Consider the following 19,752-nt stretch of genomic DNA (forward strand, 5'->3'; position numbering starts at 1 on the left):
CTTTTGCAATCCAAAGAGGAGCCAGCTAGCGTCTGTTCACTCTTGCTCAGGGAATGGTATCAGCCTTCTGATGCCGGCTGGCCACCTGAGGTCACGGTATCGACACGTTTTTCCAACTGCTGGAGACGCTTGGACATTTCATCCAACTGGCGGATCCGCGCGGCGCTCTTGCGCCATTCGGCCAGAGGTTGCATGGCCGTGCCGGAAGAATAGCCGCCCGGCTCGGTGATCGAACGAGTGACCATGGTCATACCGGAAACGAATACGTTGTCGCAGACATCGATGTGACCCACCATGCCGACGCCACCGGCGATCATGCAATGCTTGCCGATGCGCGTGCTGCCGGAGATCCCGACACAGGCCGCCATTGCCGTGTGGTCACCGACCTGCACGTTGTGGGCGATCTGGATCTGGTTGTCGAGCTTGACGCCATTGCCGATACGAGTGTCCGACAGTGCGCCACGGTCTACGGCGGTGTTCACGCCGATCTCGACGTCGTCACCCAGCGTCACACCGCCGATCTGGGCGATTTTCTGCCAGACGCCTTTCTCGTTGGCAAAGCCAAAGCCTTCCCCACCGATCACGGCGCCGGACTGGATCACCACCCGCTTGCCGATGGTCACGTCGTGATACAGCGTGACACGCGGAGCGAGCCAACCACCTTCACCGATCACGCAACGTGCACCAATGAAGCAATGGGCGCCGACCGTCACGTTGGCGCCGATCCGCGCGCCGCTTTCGATCACCGCGAACGGGCCGATGCTGGCGCTGGCATCGACCTGTGCGTCCTCATGCACCACGGCGCTGGGATGAATTCCCACCACAGCCTTGGGCTTTGGATCGAACAGGTGCGAAATGCGGGCATATGCAAGGTATGGGTCCGCCACGATCAGTGCGTTACCGGCGAAGCCTTCGGCGTCCTCGGCCTTGAGCAACACCGCACCTGCCTGAGAATCGTCCAGGTACTTGCGGTACTGCTTGTTGGCAAGAAAGCTCAGTTGCCCGGCGGTGGCCTCCTGCAAGGTGGCCAGCCCGGTGATCTGCAGCGTCTCGGGGCCTTTGAGCTGCGCCCCGAGGGCCTCGGCCAATTGGCCGAGCGTCATGGTCACGGTCATATCAACGGGCTTGGTTCATGCGCTCGATGACTTGGCGGGTGATGTCGTACTGCGGCTTGACATCGATCACCGCGCCGCGCTCGAGCACCAGGTCGTAGCCGCCTTTCTTGATCACTTCCTCAACAGCGCCATCCAGCTTGGGCTTGAGCTGCTTGAGCATGTCACGGTCTGCAACGGCCTTGGCTTCGTTCAGCTCCTTGGACTGGAACTGGAAGTCGCGGGCCTTTTGCTTGAACTCGAGTTCCAGACGCTCGCGCTCCTGCTGCTGCATCTTGTCGCCGCCCTTGATCAGGCGGTCCTGGATGCCTTTGGCACTGCTTTCCAGGTTCTTGAGCTTGGTCAGTTGCGGACCGAACTTCTTCTCGGCATCGACGGCGTACTTCTTGGCCGCGTCGGATTCGAGCAGCGCCATCTGATAGTTCAGCACGGCGACCTTCATTTCGGCGAAAGCCGGGGTGGCGACCAGCGCCGCGGCCATCACGGCCAGTTGGGTCAACTTACGCACGATGCACTCCTGGATAAACCGTTGTCGTTAAGCAAGGGCCGACCTTAGAAGGTCTGGCCCAGAGAGAATTGGAACACCTGGGTATCGGCGTCGTCCGGCTTCTTCACCGGCATCGCCAGGCTGAAGCTCAGCGGACCCAGCGCAGTGATCCAGGTGACACCCAGGCCAACAGAACTTGCCATGCCCGAGAAACCGACCTTTTCGCAATCAGGTTTGTTGCCGCAATTGGTGTCGAACACGTTACCCACGTCCCAGAACACGGAGGTGCGCAGGGAGCGCTGGTCTTTGACAAACGGTAGCGGGAACAGCAACTCGGCCCCGCCCTGGACAAGGACGTTACCACCGAACGGCAGCGGATCCTGGTCCGGGTCTGCGATAGTACCTGGCTTGGTACCCTTGCTCGGCGTACTACGTGGACCCAGGCTGCTGTCCTTGAAACCACGCACCGAGTTGAAACCACCCGCGAAGTAGTTCTCGTAGAACGGCAGCCCGTCAGTGGAACCGAAACCATCACCATAGCCCAATTCGGTGTGCAGGCGCAGGGTGTACTCGTTAGTGATTGGCTTGAACAACTGCCCACGGTAGTCGATCTTGAAGAACGACAGGTCGCTGCCAGGCGTGGTCACTTCAGCGCTCAGGCTTTGGGAGTGGCCACGGGTCGCCAGAACACCTTTGTTAAGGGTCGACTCCGACCAGCCCGCCGAAGCCTTGAAGTTCAGGAAGCTGTCATCACCTTCCTTCTCCAGGAAGTCGAAAATCTCGTCGACGGTGTACTTGCCGGTCTTGATCTTGTCCTGCTGTACGTTCAGGCCGAAGGTCAGGCGCGAGGTTTCGCTGATCGGATAGCCAACGTTGACGCCAGCACCCAGGCTGTCTACCGCATAGCTGGCCACGTCGACATCAAGGTCGTCGTAGTTGGTGCTGCGGTAGAAGGCGTTGTACCCCAGGCTGACACCGTCAGCAGTCCAGTAGGGGTCAACGAAGCCGAAGTTGTAGCGAGTCTGGTATTCCGAACGGGTCAGACCGACAGAAACCTTGTTACCCGTACCCAGGAAGTTGCTCTGGCTGATCGAACCACCCAGGATCAGGCCTGCACTCTGAGCAAAACCGACGCTTGCAGTGATCGAGCCGGAAGCCTGCTCTTCAACGCTGTAGTTCACGTCGACCTGGTCATCGGTGCCCGGCACCGGAGGCGTTTCGACGTTGACTTCCTTGAAGAAGCCCAGGCGCTCCAGGCGGGTCTTGGACTGGTCGATCAGATAGGTCGACGCCCAGCCGCCTTCCATCTGGCGCATTTCGCGGCGCAGCACTTCGTCTTCGGTCTTGGTGTTGCCGCGGTAGTTGATACGGTTGACGTAGGCACGCTTGCCCGGATCGACCACGAACATGATGTCGACGGTATGGTCTTCGTCGTGCGGCTGTGGCACGCCGTTGACGTTGGCGAAGGTGTAGCCTTCGTTACCCAGGCGACGAGTAATCAGGTCGGAGGTCGTGGTCATCACCTTGCGCGAGAACACCTGGCCTGGCTGCACCAGTAGCAGCGACTTGACCTGGTCTTCCGGCACTTTGAGGTCACCGGAGAGCTTCACGTCGCGGACGGTGTACTTCTCGCCTTCGTTGATGTTGACGGTGATGTAGACGTGCTTCTTGTCCGGCGTGATGGACACCTGGGTGGAGGCGATGTCCATGTTGATGTAGCCGCGGTCCAGGTAGTAGGAGCGCAGACGCTCCAGGTCACCGGAGAGTTTCTCGCGGGCATACTTGTCGTCGTTCTTGAAGAAGGACAGCCAGTTGGTGGTCTTGAGCTCGAACAGCTGGCTCAGTTCCTCGTCATCGAAGACGTTGTTGCCAACGATGTTGATGTGCTGGATGGCAGCGACGGTGCCTTCGTTGATCTTGATCTTCAGGCCGACACGGTTGCGTGGTTGCGGTACCACTTCAGCGTCGACTTCGGCCGAGTAGCGGCCCTGGGCCACATACTGGCGCTGCAGTTCGTTACGCACGCCTTCGAGGGTGGCGCGCTGGAAGATTTCGCCTTCGGCCAGGCCGGACTGCTTCAGGCCCTTCATCAGGTCTTCGGTGCTGATCGCCTTGTTGCCTTCGATCTCGATGCTCGAAACCGATGGGCGCTCGACCACATTGATGATCAGGACATTGCCGTCGCGGCTCAGCTGGATGTCCTGGAAGAAGCCGGTCTTGAATAGGGAGCGCGTAGACTCGACCAGACGGCGATCATCGGCCTGATCACCCACGTTCAAGGGCAAGGCACCGAACACGCTGCCCGCGGAGACCCGCTGCAGACCATTGACGCGAATATCGGAGATGGTGAAGGACTCGGCGTGAACTTCAGCGATCATCAGTGCGGAGAGGACCGCAGTTAGCAGCAGACGTTTCATGAAGTCCTTTTATTCCAACTGGCAATAAACAACCCGCCGCGATAAGGCGGCAGGTTCGTTCGCAATTGAGCGAAGCTTTTTATAGTCGACCCAGATCGTTGATCAGGGCGAGCAACATCACCCCAATGACCAAACTGATACCGATCTGGACCCCCCAACCTTGCACCCGATCCGAGAGCGGACGACCGCGCGCCAGCTCGATCAGGTAAAACAGCAAATGCCCCCCATCCAGTACTGGAATGGGCAGCAGGTTAAGAACCCCCAGGCTTATGCTCAGGTAGGCCAGGAAATTCAGGAAATCCCCCATGCCCGACTGGGCTGAAGCGCCCGCCACTTTAGCAATGGTTATCGGTCCGCTCAAGTTTTTTACCGAGAGCTCCCCGAACAGCATTTTCTTCAGCGATTCAAGGGTCAGGACGCTCATGCTCCAGGTTCGGGAAAGGCTCTCGCCCACCGCCTCCAGCGGCCCGTAGCTGATTTCACGAAGCATTTCGGCAGGCCATTCGACCCCCTTGACCCCCGCGCCAAGGTACCCCCCAGAGGCCTGCCCTTCACCGCGGCGTGCAAGGATTACCGGGACCTCCAGCTGTGCGCCGTCACGCTCTACGCGCAAGCGCACCTTGGCCTCGGGACGTGCGCGAACGCTGTCCACAACTTGCTGCCAGTCCTTAAGGACAACGCCGTCCAACGCAAGCAATGTGTCGCCGGTCTTGAGCCCGGCCGCAGCCGCCGGCCCCTTGGGATCGATCTCGGCGAGCACGGGAGGGATGGCTGGACGCCAGGGGCGCAGGCCAAGAGACTGGATCGGATCAGGCTCGTCGACACCCTTGAGCCAGTGATCGAGATTGACTTCATGCTGACGCTCGAGGGTTGCGCCCTCATCGCGCACACCGACCCGCAAGGTGCCGCTCTCGCCAAGGCGGCGCACCAGTTGCAGATTGACGGCGGACCAGCCGTTGGTCGGTTTGCCGTCGATCGAGACCACTTCCTGGCCCGCGATCAGCCCGGCGGAAGCCGCCAGGCTGCCCGACTCCACCGAACCGATGACCGGGCGAACCTGCTGGGTTCCGAGCAGGGCCACGACCCAGAAGAACAGAATCGCCAGGAGGAAGTTGGCAATGGGGCCCGCCGCGACGATAGCGATGCGCTGGCCAACCGGCTTGCGGTTGAAGGATTGACCGAGCAGCGCAGGGGGCACTTCGCCCTCACGCTCGTCGAGCATCTTGACGTAACCACCCAGGGGAATTGCCGCCACCACGAATTCGGTACCATGGCGGTCGTGCCAGCGCACCAGCGGCGTACCGAAGCCTACGGAGAACCGCAGCACCTTGACGCCGCAGCGCCGGGCAACCCAGAAATGGCCGAACTCATGGAACGTGACCAATACACCCAGGGCGACCAGGGTGCCGATTATCATGTAGAGCGCTGTCATAACCATCTCCGAATGACGTTCAGCCCATCCCTGGAACTCGCGGCCTGCAAGACTTGAGCATGCAGGCCACCAGCATCAGTAACCGCGACGCCTCAACCACTCCCGGGAAAGCTCCCGGGCCCGCTGGTCGGCGGCAAACACCGCATCCAGCGTCGGCAGCGCCACCACCGGTTCCTGGTCAAGCACCTGTTCGATCATACCCGCGATCTCGGGGAAGCGGATACGCCGCTGGAGAAATGCCTCCACAGCCACTTCATTGGCGGCATTGAGCACGGCAGGCGCACTGTTGCCAGCCTCGGCAGCCTGACGTGCCAGGCGCAGGCAGGGGAAGCGTTGTTCGTCAGGGGCCTGGAAATCCAGACGGGCGATCGAGAACAGATCCAGCGGCGCGACACCGGAATCGATACGCTCAGGCCAAGCCAGGGCATTGGCGATCGGCGTACGCATGTCCGGATTGCCCAACTGGGCAAGCACCGAGCCGTCGACGTAATCCACCAAGGAGTGGATGACGCTTTGTGGATGCACCACTACTTCCACTTTGGCCGGCGCCGCATCGAACAACCAGCAGGCCTCGATGAGTTCCAGCCCTTTGTTCATCATGCTCGCCGAGTCGACCGAAATCTTGCGCCCCATGGACCAGTTGGGATGGGCGCAAGCCTGCTCGGGGGTGACATCCTCCAGCGCGGCGACGGGCGTCTCGCGGAACGGCCCACCCGAGGCGGTCAGTAGGATACGACGCACGCCCACCTGGGCCAGGCCCCGGGCATGGTCGGTCGGCAGGCACTGAAAGATCGCATTGTGCTCGCTGTCGATTGGCAACAGCACGGCGCCGCTGCGCCGCACCGCATCCATGAACAGCGCACCGGACATCACCAGCGCTTCCTTGTTGGCCAGCAACACCTTCTTGCCCGCCTCGACGGCAGCCAGGGTGGGGCGCAGGCCCGCAGCACCGACGATGGCCGCCATCACGGCATCCACTTCGGATGCACAGGCGACCTGGCAAAGACCCGCCTCCCCTTCCAACACCTCGGTGGGACAACCAGCAGCCGTCAGGCCTTCACGCAGACGCGCAGCGGCATCGGCGCTCGGCACCACTGCATAGGCCGAGCGATGCCGCACACACAGGGCAAGCAACTCATCGAGACGGGAGTACCCGCTCAGGGCGAATACCTCGTAGCGCTGCGGATGGCGCGCGATGACGTCCAGAGTGCTGAGACCGATGGATCCGGTGGCTCCCAGCACAGTGATACGTTGCGGACGGCTCACATGACACCCCATTCGGCCGCCCACAGCAGCACGGCGAACATGGGGATCGCCGCGGTCAGGCTATCGATGCGATCAAGCACGCCCCCATGCCCCGGCAGCAGGTTGCTGCTGTCCTTGATGCCTTCGCGGCGCTTGAACATGCTCTCGGTCAAGTCACCGATCACCGAAGACATCACCACGACCACAGCACCCAGCAGACCCAGCAGCACCTGCCCGAAGCTCCAGTCACGGGCCAGGCCCACGCCGAGAGCGATCAGCAGGCTGACGGCCATGCCGCCATAGACACCTTCCCAGCTCTTGCCCGGACTGACCTGCGGCGCCAGCTTACGCTTGCCGAAGGCACGCCCGGCGAAATAGGCACCGATATCGGCCGCCCAGACCAGAACCATCACTGCCAGGATCAGCCAGTTGCCCAGCTGCCAGTGCTTGAGCAGCACCAACCCCTGCCAGGCTGGCAGTAACACAAGCAGCCCGATCAGCAGGCGGCAGGCGGCACTGGCCCACAGGTCGCTGGTACGCGGATAAGTAAGGACCAACCAGGTGGCCAGCGCCCACCAGATCACCGACGCACCCAAGACCCAGGGTGCGAGATCCGGCATCAGATAGAGCAGCATCAACGCCCCAGCCACCACAGCGGCATAAGCCAGGCGCAGCGGTTGGGCCACCAGCCCTGCCAGCCGCGCCCACTCCCAGGCACCAATGGTCACCACCAGGCCGATGAACAAGGCGAACTCCCCACCGTTGAGCAGGAAGAAACCACCCAGCGCGATCGGCAACAGGATCAGCGCGGTAATGATGCGTTGTTTAAGCATTAAGCACGAGCTCCAGCCTCGACCTGCTCGCTGGTCTTACCGAAGCGGCGCTGGCGCGAAGCGAAATCGGCCAGGGCGTTGCGCATGGCCTCGTGTTTGAAGTCCGGCCAGTACAGGTCGGAGAAGTACAGCTCGGCATAAGCCAGCTGCCACAGCAGGAAGTTGCTGATGCGATGCTCGCCCCCGGTGCGGATGCACAGGTCGGGTAGCGGCAGGTCACCGGTGGCCAGGCACGTCTGCAGCAGATCGGGCGTGATGTCCTCGGGGCGCAGGTGGCCTGCCTGGACTTCACGCGCCAGGCGCTGTGCAGCCTGGGCGATATCCCACTGCCCGCCGTAGTTGGCGGCAACCTGCAGGATGAAGCGGTCATTGCCGGCGGTCAGGGCCTCGGCTTCGCGCATCGCAGCCTGCAACTCAGGATGGAAGCGCGAACGATCGCCAATGATCCGCAAACTGATCTTGTTCTCGTTAAGGCGCTTGGCTTCACGGCGCAGCGCCGTGAAGAACAGCTCCATCAGCGCACCGACTTCATCGGCCGGACGCTGCCAGTTCTCACTGGAGAAAGCGAACAAGGTCAGCACCTCGACCCCGGCCTCAGCACAGACTTCGATCACCGCACGCACGGCATCCACGCCAGCCTTGTGCCCGGCGACGCCGGGCAGCAGGCGTCGCTTCGCCCAGCGATTGTTGCCATCCATGATGATCGCGACGTGACGCGGCACCGAAGGCGATGCCGCTGACTTGGTCTTTTCCATGAGAGAAACCCCTGGCCTCAAACGGCCATCAGGTCCTTCTCCTTGATCTCCAGAGCCTTGTCGACTTCAGCGATGAACTTGTCGGTCAGCTTCTGCAGCTCGTCGGCGGCGCGACGCTCTTCGTCTTCGCTGATTTCCTTGTCCTTGGCCAGCTTCTTGAGGTCGGCCAGGGCATCGCGACGCACGTTGCGCACCGAAACCTTGGCATCTTCGGCAACGCCACGGGCCTGTTTGGTGTAACCCTTACGGGTTTCCTCGGTCAGGGCTGGCATCGGCACACGAATGGTGGTGCCGGCGCTCGACGGGTTCAGGCCCAGGTCGGAGGTCAGGATGGCCTTCTCGATGGCGGCGCTGAGGTTCTTGTCGTGGGCCACGATCTTCAGGGTACGGGCGTCCTCGACGGTGATAGCAGCTACCTGGTTCAGCGGCATCTCGCTACCCCAGGCCGGCACCTTGACGCTGTCCAGGATGCTCGGGTGGGCGCGACCGGTGCGGATCGCCGCCAGGTTGCGGCCCAGGGCCTCGATGGACTTGCCCATGCGCTCCTGAGCGTCTTTCTTGATGTCGTTGATCATGCTTCGCCTTCCTCGATCAGAGTACCTTCAGCGCCACCCACCACGATGTTCAGCAGGGCGCCAGGCTTGTTCATGTTGAATACCCGCAATGGCATCTTGTGGTCGCGGCACAGGCAGATTGCGGTCAGATCCATGACACCGAGCTTGCGATCCAGGACCTCATCGTAGGTCAGGTGATCGAACTTCTCGGCGTGCGGGTCCTTGAATGGATCGGCAGTGTAGACACCGTCGACCTTGGTCGCCTTCAGCACCACGTCAGCATCGATTTCGATGGCGCGCAGGCAGGCTGCGGAGTCGGTGGTGAAGAACGGGTTGCCGGTACCGGCGGAGAAAATTACCACATCCCCGGAGTTGAGGTGACGAATAGCTTTGCGACGGTCGTAATGATCGGTGACGCCAACCATGGAAATGGCGGACATGACCAAGGCCGGGATGTTCGAGCGCTCCAGCGCGTCGCGCATGGCCAGGGCGTTCATCACGGTCGCCAGCATCCCCATGTGGTCGCCGGTGACGCGGTCCATGCCGGCTGCGCTGAGCGCTGCGCCGCGGAACAGGTTGCCCCCACCGATCACCAGACCGACCTGGACACCGATGCCGACCAGCTGACCGACTTCCAAGGCCATGCGATCAAGTACTTTCGGGTCGATCCCGAACTCTTCCGAGCCCATCAGGGCCTCGCCGCTAAGTTTGAGCAAAATGCGTTTATAGCGAGGTTGGCGACCACTCACCTGCTGGGCCATTGCGAGTCTCTCCTGCGGCGTCTTAAGTAAATTCTGCGCGGGCTGGGTAACAGCCTGCTAACTGTAGCGTGGCACTGCTTCAGCGCCAGCGGAGCCTGGCCGGATAAACCCGGCTCCGGTTTGACAAAGAGGCTGCGCGCGTGAGCGGGCAGCCTCTTTGGGGCGACAGACGAGTCCGTCTTACTGCTTGGCGGCAGCTACCTGGGCGGCAACTTCTTCAGCGAAGTTGTCGACAGGCTTCTCGATGCCTTCGCCGACCTTGAAGTAGGTGAAGGAAACGATTTCAGCACCGGCTTTCTTGGCCAGGTCACCGACTTTGACTTCCGGGTTCATGACGAACGCCTGCTCGACCAGGGAGGCTTCGGCCAGGAACTTCGAGATACGACCTTTGATCATGTTCTCGACGATGTTTTCTGGCTTGCCAGCAATCTTGTCAGCGTTCAGCTGCAGGAAGACGCCCTTCTCGCGCTCGATGGCTTCGGCCGAGACTTCCGACGGCAGCAGGAACTCTGGGTTCGAAGCTGCAACGTGCATGGCGATGTTCTTGGCCAGCTCAACGTCGCCGCCTTTCAGGACGACAGCGGCACCGATCTTGTTGCCGTGCAGGTAGGCACCGACAACGTCACCTTCAACGCGCGCCAGGCGACGGATGTTGACGTTCTCGCCGCACTTGGCGACCAGGGCTTCACGAGCGGCTTCGCGCGAGGCGATCAGCGGAGCGGCGTCGGTCAGTTTCTGGGCGAAGGCTTCTTCGATGCTTTCGGCAACGAAGGCCTTGAAGTCGTCTTGCAGGGCCAGGAAGTCGGTCTGCGAGTTCACTTCCAGCAGGACGGCGGATTTACCGTCGGTCTTGACGGCGATAGCGCCTTCAGCGGCAACGTTACCAGCCTTCTTGGCAGCCTTGATGGCGCCCGATGCGCGCATGTCATCAATGGCTTTCTCGATGTCGCCGCCAGCCTTTTCCAGGGCCTTCTTGCAATCCATCATGCCTTCGCCAGTACGCTCACGCAGTTCTTTTACCAGCGCTGCAGTAATTGCTGCCATTTCAAAATCCTCTTGGAAAGTTTTTCAACCATTCCACCCGCTCATCACGGGCGTTCAATTCTGGAAATCCACTGTCTTGATGTCAGCGCACTACAGGATGCGACGTGATGCTGACAGGAGGATTTCAGGTGGCAAAAAGGGGGCCAAGCCCCCTTTTTGCGTGCCAAGTAGACGCAGGCGTCAATTACTCGGCAGCTGGTGCCGCCGCTTCTTCAGCGTAGACTTCGGTGCCGCCAGCAACGTTGTTGCGGCCGCGGATGACGGCGTCAGCCATCGAAGTCATGTACAGCTCGATGGCGCGGATGGCGTCATCGTTACCTGGGATGATGTAATCAACACCTTCAGGGCTGCTGTTGGTATCGACAACGCCGATAACCGGGATGCCCAGCTTGTTGGCTTCGGTGATCGCGATGCGCTCGTGATCAACGTCGATGACGAACAGTGCGTCAGGCAGACCGCCCATGTCCTTGATGCCGCCCAGGCTGCGATCCAGTTTTTCCAGGTCGCGGGAGCGCATCAGGGCTTCTTTCTTGGTCAGCTTGGCGAAAGTGCCATCTTCGGCCTGGGTTTCCAGGTCGCGCAGACGCTTGATCGAAGCACGGATGGTCTTGTAGTTGGTCAGCATGCCGCCCAACCAGCGGTGGTCAACGTATGGCGAACCGCAACGAGCAGCTTGCTCGGCGACGATCTTGCCAGCGGAACGCTTGGTACCGACGAACAGGATCTTGTTCTTGCCCTGGGCCAGGCGCTCTACGAACGACAGAGCGTCGTTGAACATCGGCAGGGTTTTTTCCAGGTTGATGATGTGGATCTTGTTACGCGCGCCGAAAATGAACTTGCCCATTTTCGGGTTCCAGTAACGGGTCTGGTGGCCGAAGTGCACACCGGCCTTCAGCATATCGCGCATGTTGACTTGGGACATGATAGTTCCTTGATAAGTCGGGTTGGGCCTCCACGTATCCCAATGACCAACCCACGAGCCCATCGGACTCGGAGCACCCAGGTCATCGTGTCGACACGTGTGTGGGTTTGAGCTTCCGGAGGACCTCCCCCGAAAGCGGCGCATTTTATACCACAGACCGCGAGCGAACGGAACCCAGTCAGAACAGTTCGAAGCGACAAGCTGCAAGCAAAAGCGGATCGCCTGCAGACTGCTTGCCGCTCAATGCTGGGTTTGAAGCCACCCTCTGATAGAATATGGCCTTTCCCGTTTGTTCGCGCCCTCGTGGCGCCGTAGAGAGCCTGTAATGACCGTCACCATCAAGACCGCAGAAGACATCGAGAAGATGCGCATCGCCGGCCGCCTGGCCGCCGAAGTCCTCGAGATGATCGAGGAACACGTCAAGCCCGGTGTCACCACCGAAGAATTGGACCGCATCTGCCACGACTACATCGTCAACGTCCAGCAGGCCATTCCGGCGCCGCTCAACTACAAAGGCTTCCCCAAGTCGATCTGCACCTCGATCAACCATGTGGTTTGCCACGGCATCCCTAACGAGAAGCCGCTCAAGGAAGGTGACACCATCAACATCGACATCACCGTGATCAAGGATGGCTACCACGGCGATACCAGCCGCATGTTCCATGTCGGCACCGTCGCCCCGTGGGCCGAGCGCCTGTCCAAGGTGACCCAGGAGTGCATGTACAAGGCCATCGAACTGGTCAAGCCGGGTTGCCGCCTGGGCGATATCGGCGAGGTCATCCAGAAACACGCCGAGAAGAATGGCTTTTCCGTGGTCCGCGAGTTCTGCGGTCATGGCATCGGCAAGGTGTTCCATGAAGAGCCGCAGGTGCTGCACTACGGCCGCGCTGGCACCGGCATGGAACTCAAGGAAGGCATGACCTTCACCATCGAGCCGATGATCAACCAGGGCAAGGCCGACACCAAGGTGCTGGGCGACGGCTGGACCGCCATCACCAAGGACCGCAAGCTTTCGGCACAGTGGGAACACACCATCCTGGTGACCGCTACCGGCTACGAAATCTTCACCCTGCGCAAGGACGATACCCTCCCGCGCACCTCGGCCTGACCCGGGGCCAATCACACAGGAACGCGACTCGATGCCCCAGCTGGATCCCGAGCTGTTCGACCGCGGCCAGTTCCAGGCGGAACTGGCCCTCAAGGCTAGCCCCATCGCTGCCTTCAAGAAGGCCATCCGACAGGCGAGCACGGTGCTCGACCGGCGCTTTCGGGAAGGCTGCGAGATCCGCCCTCTCATCGAGGCACGCGCCTGGTTCGTCGACAACATCCTGCAACAGGCCTGGAACCAGTTCGACTGGCGCGACCAGGCAGGCATCGCCCTGGTGGCCGTCGGCGGCTACGGCCGTGGCGAGCTGCACCCCTGGTCGGACATCGACCTGCTGATCCTGCTCGACAGCGCCGAGCATGAGCAGTACCGCGACGCCATCGAGCGCTTCCTGACACTGCTCTGGGACATCGGCCTGGAAGTCGGCCAGAGCGTGCGCACGGTCGATGAATGCGCCGAACAGGCCCGCGCCGACCTGACGGTCATCACCAACCTGATGGAAAGCCGCACCATCGCCGGCCCCGAAGCCCTGCGCCAGCGCATGCTGGATGTGACCAGCACCGAGCACATGTGGCCGAGCAAGGAGTTCTTCCTGGCCAAGCGCGCCGAACTCAAGGCCCGCCACCACAAGTACAACGACACTGAATACAACCTCGAGCCCAACGTCAAAGGCTCTCCGGGCGGCCTGCGCGACATCCAGACCGTCCTCTGGGTGGCCCGCCGCCAGTACGGCACCCTGAACCTCCATGCCCTGGCCGGCGAAGACTTCCTGCTGGAAAGCGAGAACGAACTGCTGGCGTCTTCCCAGGCGTTCCTGTGGCGCGTGCGCTATGCCCTGCACATGCTTGCAGGGCGTGCCGAGGACCGCCTGCTGTTCGACCATCAGCGCAGCATCGCCGCACTGCTCGGTTACAGCGACGAGAACCCCAAGCGGGCCATCGAGCAGTTCATGCAGCAGTATTACCGGGTGGTGATGAGCATCAGCCAGCTGTGCGACCTCATCATCCAGCACTTCGAGGAAGTCATCCTCGCTGACGAGGACAGCGGCACCACCCAGCCGCTCAATGCACGCTTCCGCCTGCACGATGGCTACATCGAAGCGGTCAACCCGAACGTGTTCAAACGCACGCCGTTCGCCATGCTGGAGATCTTCGTGCTGATGGCCCAGCACCCGGAGATCAAGGGCGTGCGCGCCGACACCGTGCGCCAGTTGCGCGAACACCGTCACCTGATCAATGACAAGTTCCGCAACGATATCCGCAACACCAGCCTGTTCATCGAGCTGTTCAAGTGCGAAATCGGCATCCATCGCAACCTGCGCCGCATGAACCGCTACGGCATTCTTGGCCGCTACCTGCCGGAGTTCGGCCTGATCGTCGGGCAGATGCAGCACGACCTGTTCCACATCTATACGGTCGATGCCCATACCCTCAACTTGATCAAGCACCTGCGCAAACTCCAGTACACCCCGGTGTCGGAGAAATTCCCACTGGCCAGCAAACTCATGGGCCGCCTGCCCAAACCTGAGCTGATCTACCTCGCTGGCCTGTATCACGACATCGGCAAGGGACGCCAGGGCGACCATTCAGAGCTGGGCGCGGTGGATGCCCAGGCGTTCTGCAAGCGCCACCAGTTGCCGGCGTGGGACAGCAAACTGATCGTCTGGCTGGTACAGCAGCACCTGGTGATGTCCACCACCGCCCAGCGCAAGGACCTCTCGGACCCGCAGGTGATCAACGACTTCGCCCTGCTGGTGGGTGACGAGACGCGCCTGGACTACCTCTATGTGCTGACCGTGGCCGATATCAACGCCACCAACCCCAGCCTGTGGAACTCCTGGCGCGCCAGCCTGCTGCGCCAGCTCTACACTGAGACCAAACGCGCCCTGCGCCGGGGCCTGGAAAACCCGTTGGACCGCGAGGAGCAGATCCGCCAGACGCAGACCGCGGCGCTGGACATCCTGGTCCGCGAAGGCACCGACCCGGACGACGTGGAGCAGCTCTGGGCCCAGCTGGGCGATGACTACTTCCTGCGCCACACCGCCGCCGACGTCGCCTGGCACAGCGACGCGATTCTCCAGCAGCCGTCCGATGGTGGCCCACTGGTGCTGATCAAGGAAACCACCCAGCGCGAGTTCGAGGGCGGCACGCAGATCTTCATCTATGCGCCGGACCAGCACGACTTCTTCGCCGTGACCGTGGCCGCGATGTCCCAGCTCAACCTGAACATCCACGATGCGCGGATCATCACCTCCAGCAGCCAGTTCACCCTCGATACCTATATCGTCCTGGACAACGACGGCGGCTCGATCGGCGACAACCCGCAGCGGGTCAAGCAGATCCGCGATGGCCTGACCGAAGCCCTGCGCAATCCCGAGGACTACCCGACCATCATCCAGCGTCGGGTGCCGCGCCAGCTCAAGCACTTCACCTTCGCCCCCCAGGTGACCATCCACAACGACGCCCAGCGGCCGGTGACCATCCTAGAGATCACCGCGCCCGATCGCCCTGGCCTGCTGGCCAGGGTCGGCAGGATCTTCCTGGAGTTCGACCTGTCGCTGCAGAACGCCAAGATCGCCACACTGGGCGAGCGCGTGGAAGACGTGTTTTTCATCACCGATGCCGACAACCAGCCGCTGTCCGACCCGCAACTGTGCCTTCGTTTGCAGGAGGCCATCATCAAGCAGTTACAGGCCGGCCAAGCCAGCGACGCCAGCCCGACCCGCGTGACCTTTTAACGATTAGATTGACGAGACCTTGCGCCGATGAACCATGCCCTGACCCAGCTTCAGCCCTACCCGTTCGAGAAACTCCGCGCCCTGCTGGGCAGCGTGAAGCCTGCGGCGGACAAGCGCGCCATCGCCCTGTCGATCGGCGAGCCGAAGCACGAATCGCCGGCGTTCGTCGCCCAGGCCATGGCCGACAACCTCGACAAGCTGGCGGTGTACCCGAGCACGATCGGCCTGCCAGCCCTGCGCCAGGCCATCGGCCAGTGGTGTGAGCGACGCTTCGGTGTACCGACCGGCTGGCTCGATGCCGACCATCATATCCTGCCGGTCAATGGCACCCGCGAGGCGTTGTTCGCCTTCACCCAAGCCGTGGTCAACCGAGCCGATGACGGCCTGGTGGTCAGCCCCAACCCGTTCTACCAGATCTACGAAGGCGCGGCCCTGCTGGCTGGCGCTACGCCGCATTACCTGCCATGCCTGGAAAGCAACGGCTTCAACCCTGACTTCGACGCCGTGCCGGTCGAAATCTGGAAGCGTTGCCAGATCCTCTTCCTGTGCTCGCCCGGCAACCCCACCGGCGCCCTGGTGCCGATGGACACCCTGAAAAAGCTGATCGCCTTGGCCGACGAGCATGATTTCGTGATTGCCGCGGACGAATGCTACAGCGAGCTGTACTTCGACGAAGAGGCGCCGCCACCCGGCCTGCTCAGCGCCTGTGCCGAGCTGGGCCGCAGCGACTTCGCCCGCTGCGTGGTGTTCCACAGCCTGTCCAAACGCTCCAACCTGCCGGGCCTGCGCTCCGGTTTCGTGGCTGGCGATGCCAAGATCATCAAGCCATTCCTGCTCTATCGTACCTATCACGGCTGTGCCATGCCGGTGCAGACCCAACTGGCGAGCGTGGCGGCCTGGCAGGACGAAGCCCACGTGCGCGAGAACCGCGACCAGTACCGGGCCAAGTACGACGCGGTGCTGGACATTCTCCAGCCGGTGATGGACGTGCAGCGTCCCGACGGCAGCTTCTACCTGTGGGCCAAGGTGCCCGGCAGCGATGCCGACTTCACCCGCGACCTGTTCGAAGCCGAACATGTGACGGTGGTGCCTGGCTCTTACCTGTCTCGTGAAGTGGACGGGGTCAACCCCGGCGCTGGCCGCGTGCGCATGGCGCTGGTCGCACCGTTGGCCGAGTGCATCGAGGCGGCAGAACGGATTCGCGCCTTCCTGACTCGCTGAGATGCGACGCGCCAGGCAGCGAACCTGCGCGCGAGCAATATGTACCGCACATAGCCACCGGCAACAGGAAAAGCTCCGCATCTTTCACATAGCGGAGCTTTTCCCTTGACCTCACTGATCTTTCCTCGTCGGCGCGCACCTCTGGACATGCGCCAAGCACACGCCCTGGCGATCGCCGAAAACCCTCGCAACGCTGGCAACGCACCGTTGGCCAACCGCCGAAAACGCGCCCTTGGCGTGCATGGCAAGCTCTGGCGTACGGGCCGTACCCTTTGGGTCTCGTTCCTGGGCTCGACCGACCGGCGCCTGAAAAACGATATCTTCGACCTGGCCAGCCATTGGCTGGACAAATCCGACGCCAACCTCTCGCTCGACCTTGCGCTGGATGACGACCCACGTGCACAGATCCGGGTACGTGCCCACCCATCGCTGATACACAACGAATCGCTCGTGGGCACCGACGCGCTGACGACCAGGGGCGAAACCATGAACCTGAACGTTGTACCGGCGCAGGCGAGTTTCGAACACGTCGTGCTGCATGAATTCGGCCACGCCCTGGGCGCGGAGCACGAACATCAGCACCCTGGCGCAAACATTCCCTGGAACCTGCCCGAGGTGCTGAAAAGCGTCACCGCGATGCCCGGCTGGACGCACCAGCACGTCATGGAGGAAATGATCGGCACACGTGACGACGTCGGCCTGGTCAAGACCGACTACGACCCCGGCTCAGTCATGCACTATCCTGTCCCCCAGGCCTACACCTTGGGCGACTGGGAAGTTGGGCTGAACAGTCAGCTGAGCGACAAAGACCTGGCGTTCATGCGCCTGGCCTATCCCCATGACTGATGTCCTCAGCGCACTTGGCCGAGGTTCGCCTCGCTGAGGTCTAGCTCGCCCAACACCTGGCGCACCACTTCATCGCCGACCAAGTGCTGGCGATGCAGGTTGTACAGTTCAAGCCGCTGGGCGCGCAGCGCACGTAGACGCAGGCGACGTTCCAGCAGGTCCATTTGCTCGGCCAGGGCCCGGGCCTCTGCCGAGTCGTTGTAGCTGTCCAGCTCATCACGGTATTCGGCCATCAGACGCGCCTTCAACTCGGTGGCCATGGTGGCTTGGGTTGCATCCTGAGCGGCGTTGGCATCGATCACTTCTTCCGCCTCCAGCGCGTGGATCGCCGCTTCTGCCGTGCGTCGCCAAGCTTCCTGGACCTCCTGGCGCAAGCGATCATCCGGGCTGCGGGTAACGCCGCGCAGCAGGATCGGTAAGGTGATCACCGCGCAGATCAGTGACAGCAGGATCACCCCAGCGGCAATGAAGATGAGCAGGTCGCGCTCGGGGAAGGCCTTGCCGGCCCCCATCAGCAAAGGTATCGACATCACACCGGCCAGGGTCACGGCGCCGCGCACCCCGCCCAAGGTCAGTAACCAGCAGGAGCGCGCCGTCGGCAGTAACACCAGTTCCGGCTTGCCACGCCAGCGCCGCACGACCCCGATCGCGCGCCAGATGCTCTGCACCCAGACAAAACGCAACAGGATCAGCGCCGCGAAGATGGCAAGCACGTCCAGGCAGCGCCAGGCCAGGGTCGGCCACACCGTGGCCTCATCAGAGACCACGGCCTTGACGATGTCCGGCAACTGCAACCCGAGCAACAGGAAGATCAGGCCATTGAAGGCAAACTCCAGCAAGGACCAGACACTGCGGTTGAGCAAGCGTGTACTGGTCTGGCGCGGCAACAGGTCGAGCCAGCTCTGCATCATGCCCGCCGCCACCGCAGACAGGATGCCCGACACCCCCAGGCGCTCGGCCAGCACATAAGCGGCGAACGGCAGCAGCAGCATGAACACCACATGGGTCGCCGGGTCATCCCAGCCCCGGGCGATCATCCACATGCGCAGGCGCCCGACCAGCCAGCTCAAGACCACCCCCACGCCCAAGCCACCCAGAGCGACCAGCACGAAGGTGAGGCTGGCGTCGGCCAACGAAAACACGCCAGTGATCGCCGCGGCCAGGGCGAACTTGAAGGTCACCAGGCCCGAGGCGTCGTTCATCAGCGCCTCCCCCTGGAGCATGTGCATCAACGGCGTGGGCAGGCGATCCTGGGTGATGGCCGACACCGCCACTGCATCGGTAGGCGACAGCACTGCCGCCAAGGCGAACGCCACCGGCAGGGGAATGCTGGGCAGCAGCCAGTGGATGAAGTAACCCGCACCGACCACGGTGAACAGCACCAGGCCCACTGCCAGCGCCACCACCGGACCACGTATGCGCCAAAGCTCACGCTTGGGCATGCGCCAGCCATCGGCGAACAGCAAGGGCGGCAAGAACAGGAACAGGAACAACTCCGGATCCAACGCAACGTGCAACCCGAGGGTAGGCCAGGCCAGCAAAGCGCCGGCGCCGATCTGCACCAGCGGCAGCGGCAGCGGAATCACCCGCCCCACCAGCTTCGACAAGCTCACCAGCATCAGCAGGATTAGGACGGTATAGGCTGACTGCATCGGCAAAGCTTCCTCTTTGAACGGACAAACGACAGCGCAGGCGAGACATAGACTTTGAAACAATATGTTAGCGGTGCTCCGCTACCTTGAGCCGCTGCACGATAGTCGCAGCTGCCCGGCAAATATGTAACACAATGCTACTCCTCTCGATGCGACAAACCTGCGCGACCACAGCCGTGGCGCTCAATGGAACGATGCCGCATAATCCGGCGACTGACTTTCGGGAGAACATGGGGAGGATTGGGGAAGCCAATGATCCCCGATGAATTCAATGGCTTACACTCTCTACGGCATCAAAGCCTGCGACACCATGAAGAAGGCCCGTACCTGGCTTGACGAAAACGCAGTCGGCTACGCCTTCCACGACTACAAGACCCAGGGCATCGACCGCGACAGCCTGAACCGCTGGTGCGACGAGCACGGCTGGGAAGTGATCCTAAACCGCGCCGGTACCACCTTCCGCAAGCTGGACGACGCCAGCAAGGCCGATCTCGACCAGGCCAAGGCCGTCGAACTGATGCTGGCCCAGCCTTCGATGATCAAGCGCCCGGTGCTCGATCTCGGTGACCGCACGCTGGTGGGCTTCAAGCCCGACCTGTACACCGCGGCACTGGCCTGAAACGCCTTCG

At 62.0% G+C, this 19,752-nt stretch carries 17 protein-coding genes; 5 read left to right on the forward strand and 12 right to left on the reverse strand.

The annotated features are described in order from the left end of the window. Positions 1-59: 59 nt before the first annotated feature. From lpxD to rpsB, 11 genes are all read right to left on the reverse strand, one after another. Complete coding sequence (lpxD, locus tag ABOA88_RS15750) at positions 60-1,115, reverse strand: UDP-3-O-(3-hydroxymyristoyl)glucosamine N-acyltransferase (RefSeq protein WP_196167592.1); 1,056 nt, start codon at positions 1,113-1,115, stop codon at positions 60-62. Between the two features lies 1 nt (position 1,116). Continuing rightward, positions 1,117-1,620, reverse strand: a complete 504-nt coding sequence (locus ABOA88_RS15755) for an OmpH family outer membrane protein (RefSeq protein ID WP_043208855.1) — start codon at positions 1,618-1,620, stop codon at positions 1,117-1,119. Between the two features lie 44 nt (positions 1,621-1,664). Beyond that, positions 1,665-4,016: an outer membrane protein assembly factor BamA gene (gene bamA, locus ABOA88_RS15760; protein WP_196167593.1), complete on the reverse strand. Its 2,352-nt coding sequence runs from the start codon at positions 4,014-4,016 to the stop codon at positions 1,665-1,667. A 79-nt stretch (positions 4,017-4,095) separates the two neighbouring features. Continuing rightward, positions 4,096-5,448, reverse strand: a complete 1,353-nt coding sequence (gene rseP / locus ABOA88_RS15765) for an RIP metalloprotease RseP (RefSeq protein WP_196167594.1) — start codon at positions 5,446-5,448, stop codon at positions 4,096-4,098. A gap of 75 nt (positions 5,449-5,523) precedes the next feature. Further along, positions 5,524-6,714, reverse strand: a complete 1,191-nt coding sequence (gene ispC, locus ABOA88_RS15770) for a 1-deoxy-D-xylulose-5-phosphate reductoisomerase (protein WP_367851431.1) — start codon at positions 6,712-6,714, stop codon at positions 5,524-5,526. Then, positions 6,711-7,526, reverse strand: coding sequence for a phosphatidate cytidylyltransferase (locus ABOA88_RS15775; protein WP_196167596.1), 816 nt, complete (start codon positions 7,524-7,526; stop codon positions 6,711-6,713). The genes ispC and ABOA88_RS15775 overlap by 4 nt, the downstream gene beginning before the upstream one ends. Then, positions 7,526-8,281 carry a polyprenyl diphosphate synthase gene (uppS, locus tag ABOA88_RS15780; protein WP_043208866.1) on the reverse strand — a complete coding sequence of 252 codons (756 nt, stop codon included), beginning with the start codon at positions 8,279-8,281 and terminating at the stop codon, positions 7,526-7,528. The genes ABOA88_RS15775 and uppS overlap by 1 nt, the downstream gene beginning before the upstream one ends. A gap of 17 nt (positions 8,282-8,298) precedes the next feature. Further along, the gene (frr, locus tag ABOA88_RS15785; protein WP_043208868.1) at positions 8,299-8,856 is read right to left on the reverse strand and encodes a ribosome recycling factor; all 558 of its coding nucleotides are present in this window, start codon (positions 8,854-8,856) and stop codon (positions 8,299-8,301) included. Next, positions 8,853-9,596, reverse strand: a complete 744-nt coding sequence (gene pyrH / locus ABOA88_RS15790; RefSeq protein WP_043208871.1) for a UMP kinase — start codon at positions 9,594-9,596, stop codon at positions 8,853-8,855. Before pyrH ends, frr begins: the two co-directional genes overlap by 4 nt. A gap of 180 nt (positions 9,597-9,776) precedes the next feature. Continuing rightward, positions 9,777-10,640 (reverse strand): translation elongation factor Ts, encoded by an 864-nt coding sequence (gene tsf / locus ABOA88_RS15795; RefSeq protein WP_196167597.1) that lies wholly within the window; start codon positions 10,638-10,640, stop codon positions 9,777-9,779. 184 nt (positions 10,641-10,824) lie between these two features. Continuing rightward, entirely contained in the window at positions 10,825-11,562 is a 738-nt protein-coding gene (rpsB, locus tag ABOA88_RS15800; protein ID WP_043208878.1) for a 30S ribosomal protein S2, read from the reverse strand. A 325-nt stretch (positions 11,563-11,887) separates the two neighbouring features. On the opposite strand from rpsB, the gene map reads away from it, so the two are divergent. From map to ABOA88_RS15820, 4 genes are all read left to right on the forward strand, one after another. Beyond that, a complete protein-coding gene (map, locus tag ABOA88_RS15805) occupies positions 11,888-12,670 on the forward strand; it encodes a type I methionyl aminopeptidase (protein ID WP_196167598.1) in 783 nt (260 codons plus the stop codon). A gap of 31 nt (positions 12,671-12,701) precedes the next feature. Continuing rightward, complete coding sequence (locus ABOA88_RS15810) at positions 12,702-15,404, forward strand: [protein-PII] uridylyltransferase (RefSeq protein ID WP_367851432.1); 2,703 nt, start codon at positions 12,702-12,704, stop codon at positions 15,402-15,404. 27 nt (positions 15,405-15,431) lie between these two features. Then, positions 15,432-16,625, forward strand: coding sequence for a succinyldiaminopimelate transaminase (dapC, locus tag ABOA88_RS15815; protein WP_196167600.1), 1,194 nt, complete (start codon positions 15,432-15,434; stop codon positions 16,623-16,625). 105 nt (positions 16,626-16,730) lie between these two features. Further along, positions 16,731-17,471, forward strand: coding sequence for a peptidase M12 (locus ABOA88_RS15820; protein WP_367851433.1), 741 nt, complete (start codon positions 16,731-16,733; stop codon positions 17,469-17,471). A gap of 5 nt (positions 17,472-17,476) precedes the next feature. Here the strand turns inward: ABOA88_RS15820 and ABOA88_RS15825 are convergent, their stop codons facing one another. Then, positions 17,477-19,123, reverse strand: coding sequence for a Na+/H+ antiporter (locus ABOA88_RS15825; RefSeq protein WP_196167602.1), 1,647 nt, complete (start codon positions 19,121-19,123; stop codon positions 17,477-17,479). 271 nt (positions 19,124-19,394) lie between these two features. Here ABOA88_RS15825 and ABOA88_RS15830 point away from each other — a divergent pair, with 271 nt between their 5' ends. Next, entirely contained in the window at positions 19,395-19,742 is a 348-nt protein-coding gene (locus tag ABOA88_RS15830; RefSeq protein WP_196167603.1) for an ArsC family reductase, read from the forward strand. Positions 19,743-19,752: the final 10 nt, after the last annotated feature.

The organism is Pseudomonas sp. PKS, assembly GCF_051913525.1.
In the GTDB taxonomy this organism is placed as follows: Bacteria; Pseudomonadota; Gammaproteobacteria; order Pseudomonadales; family Pseudomonadaceae; genus Aquipseudomonas; species Aquipseudomonas guariconensis_D.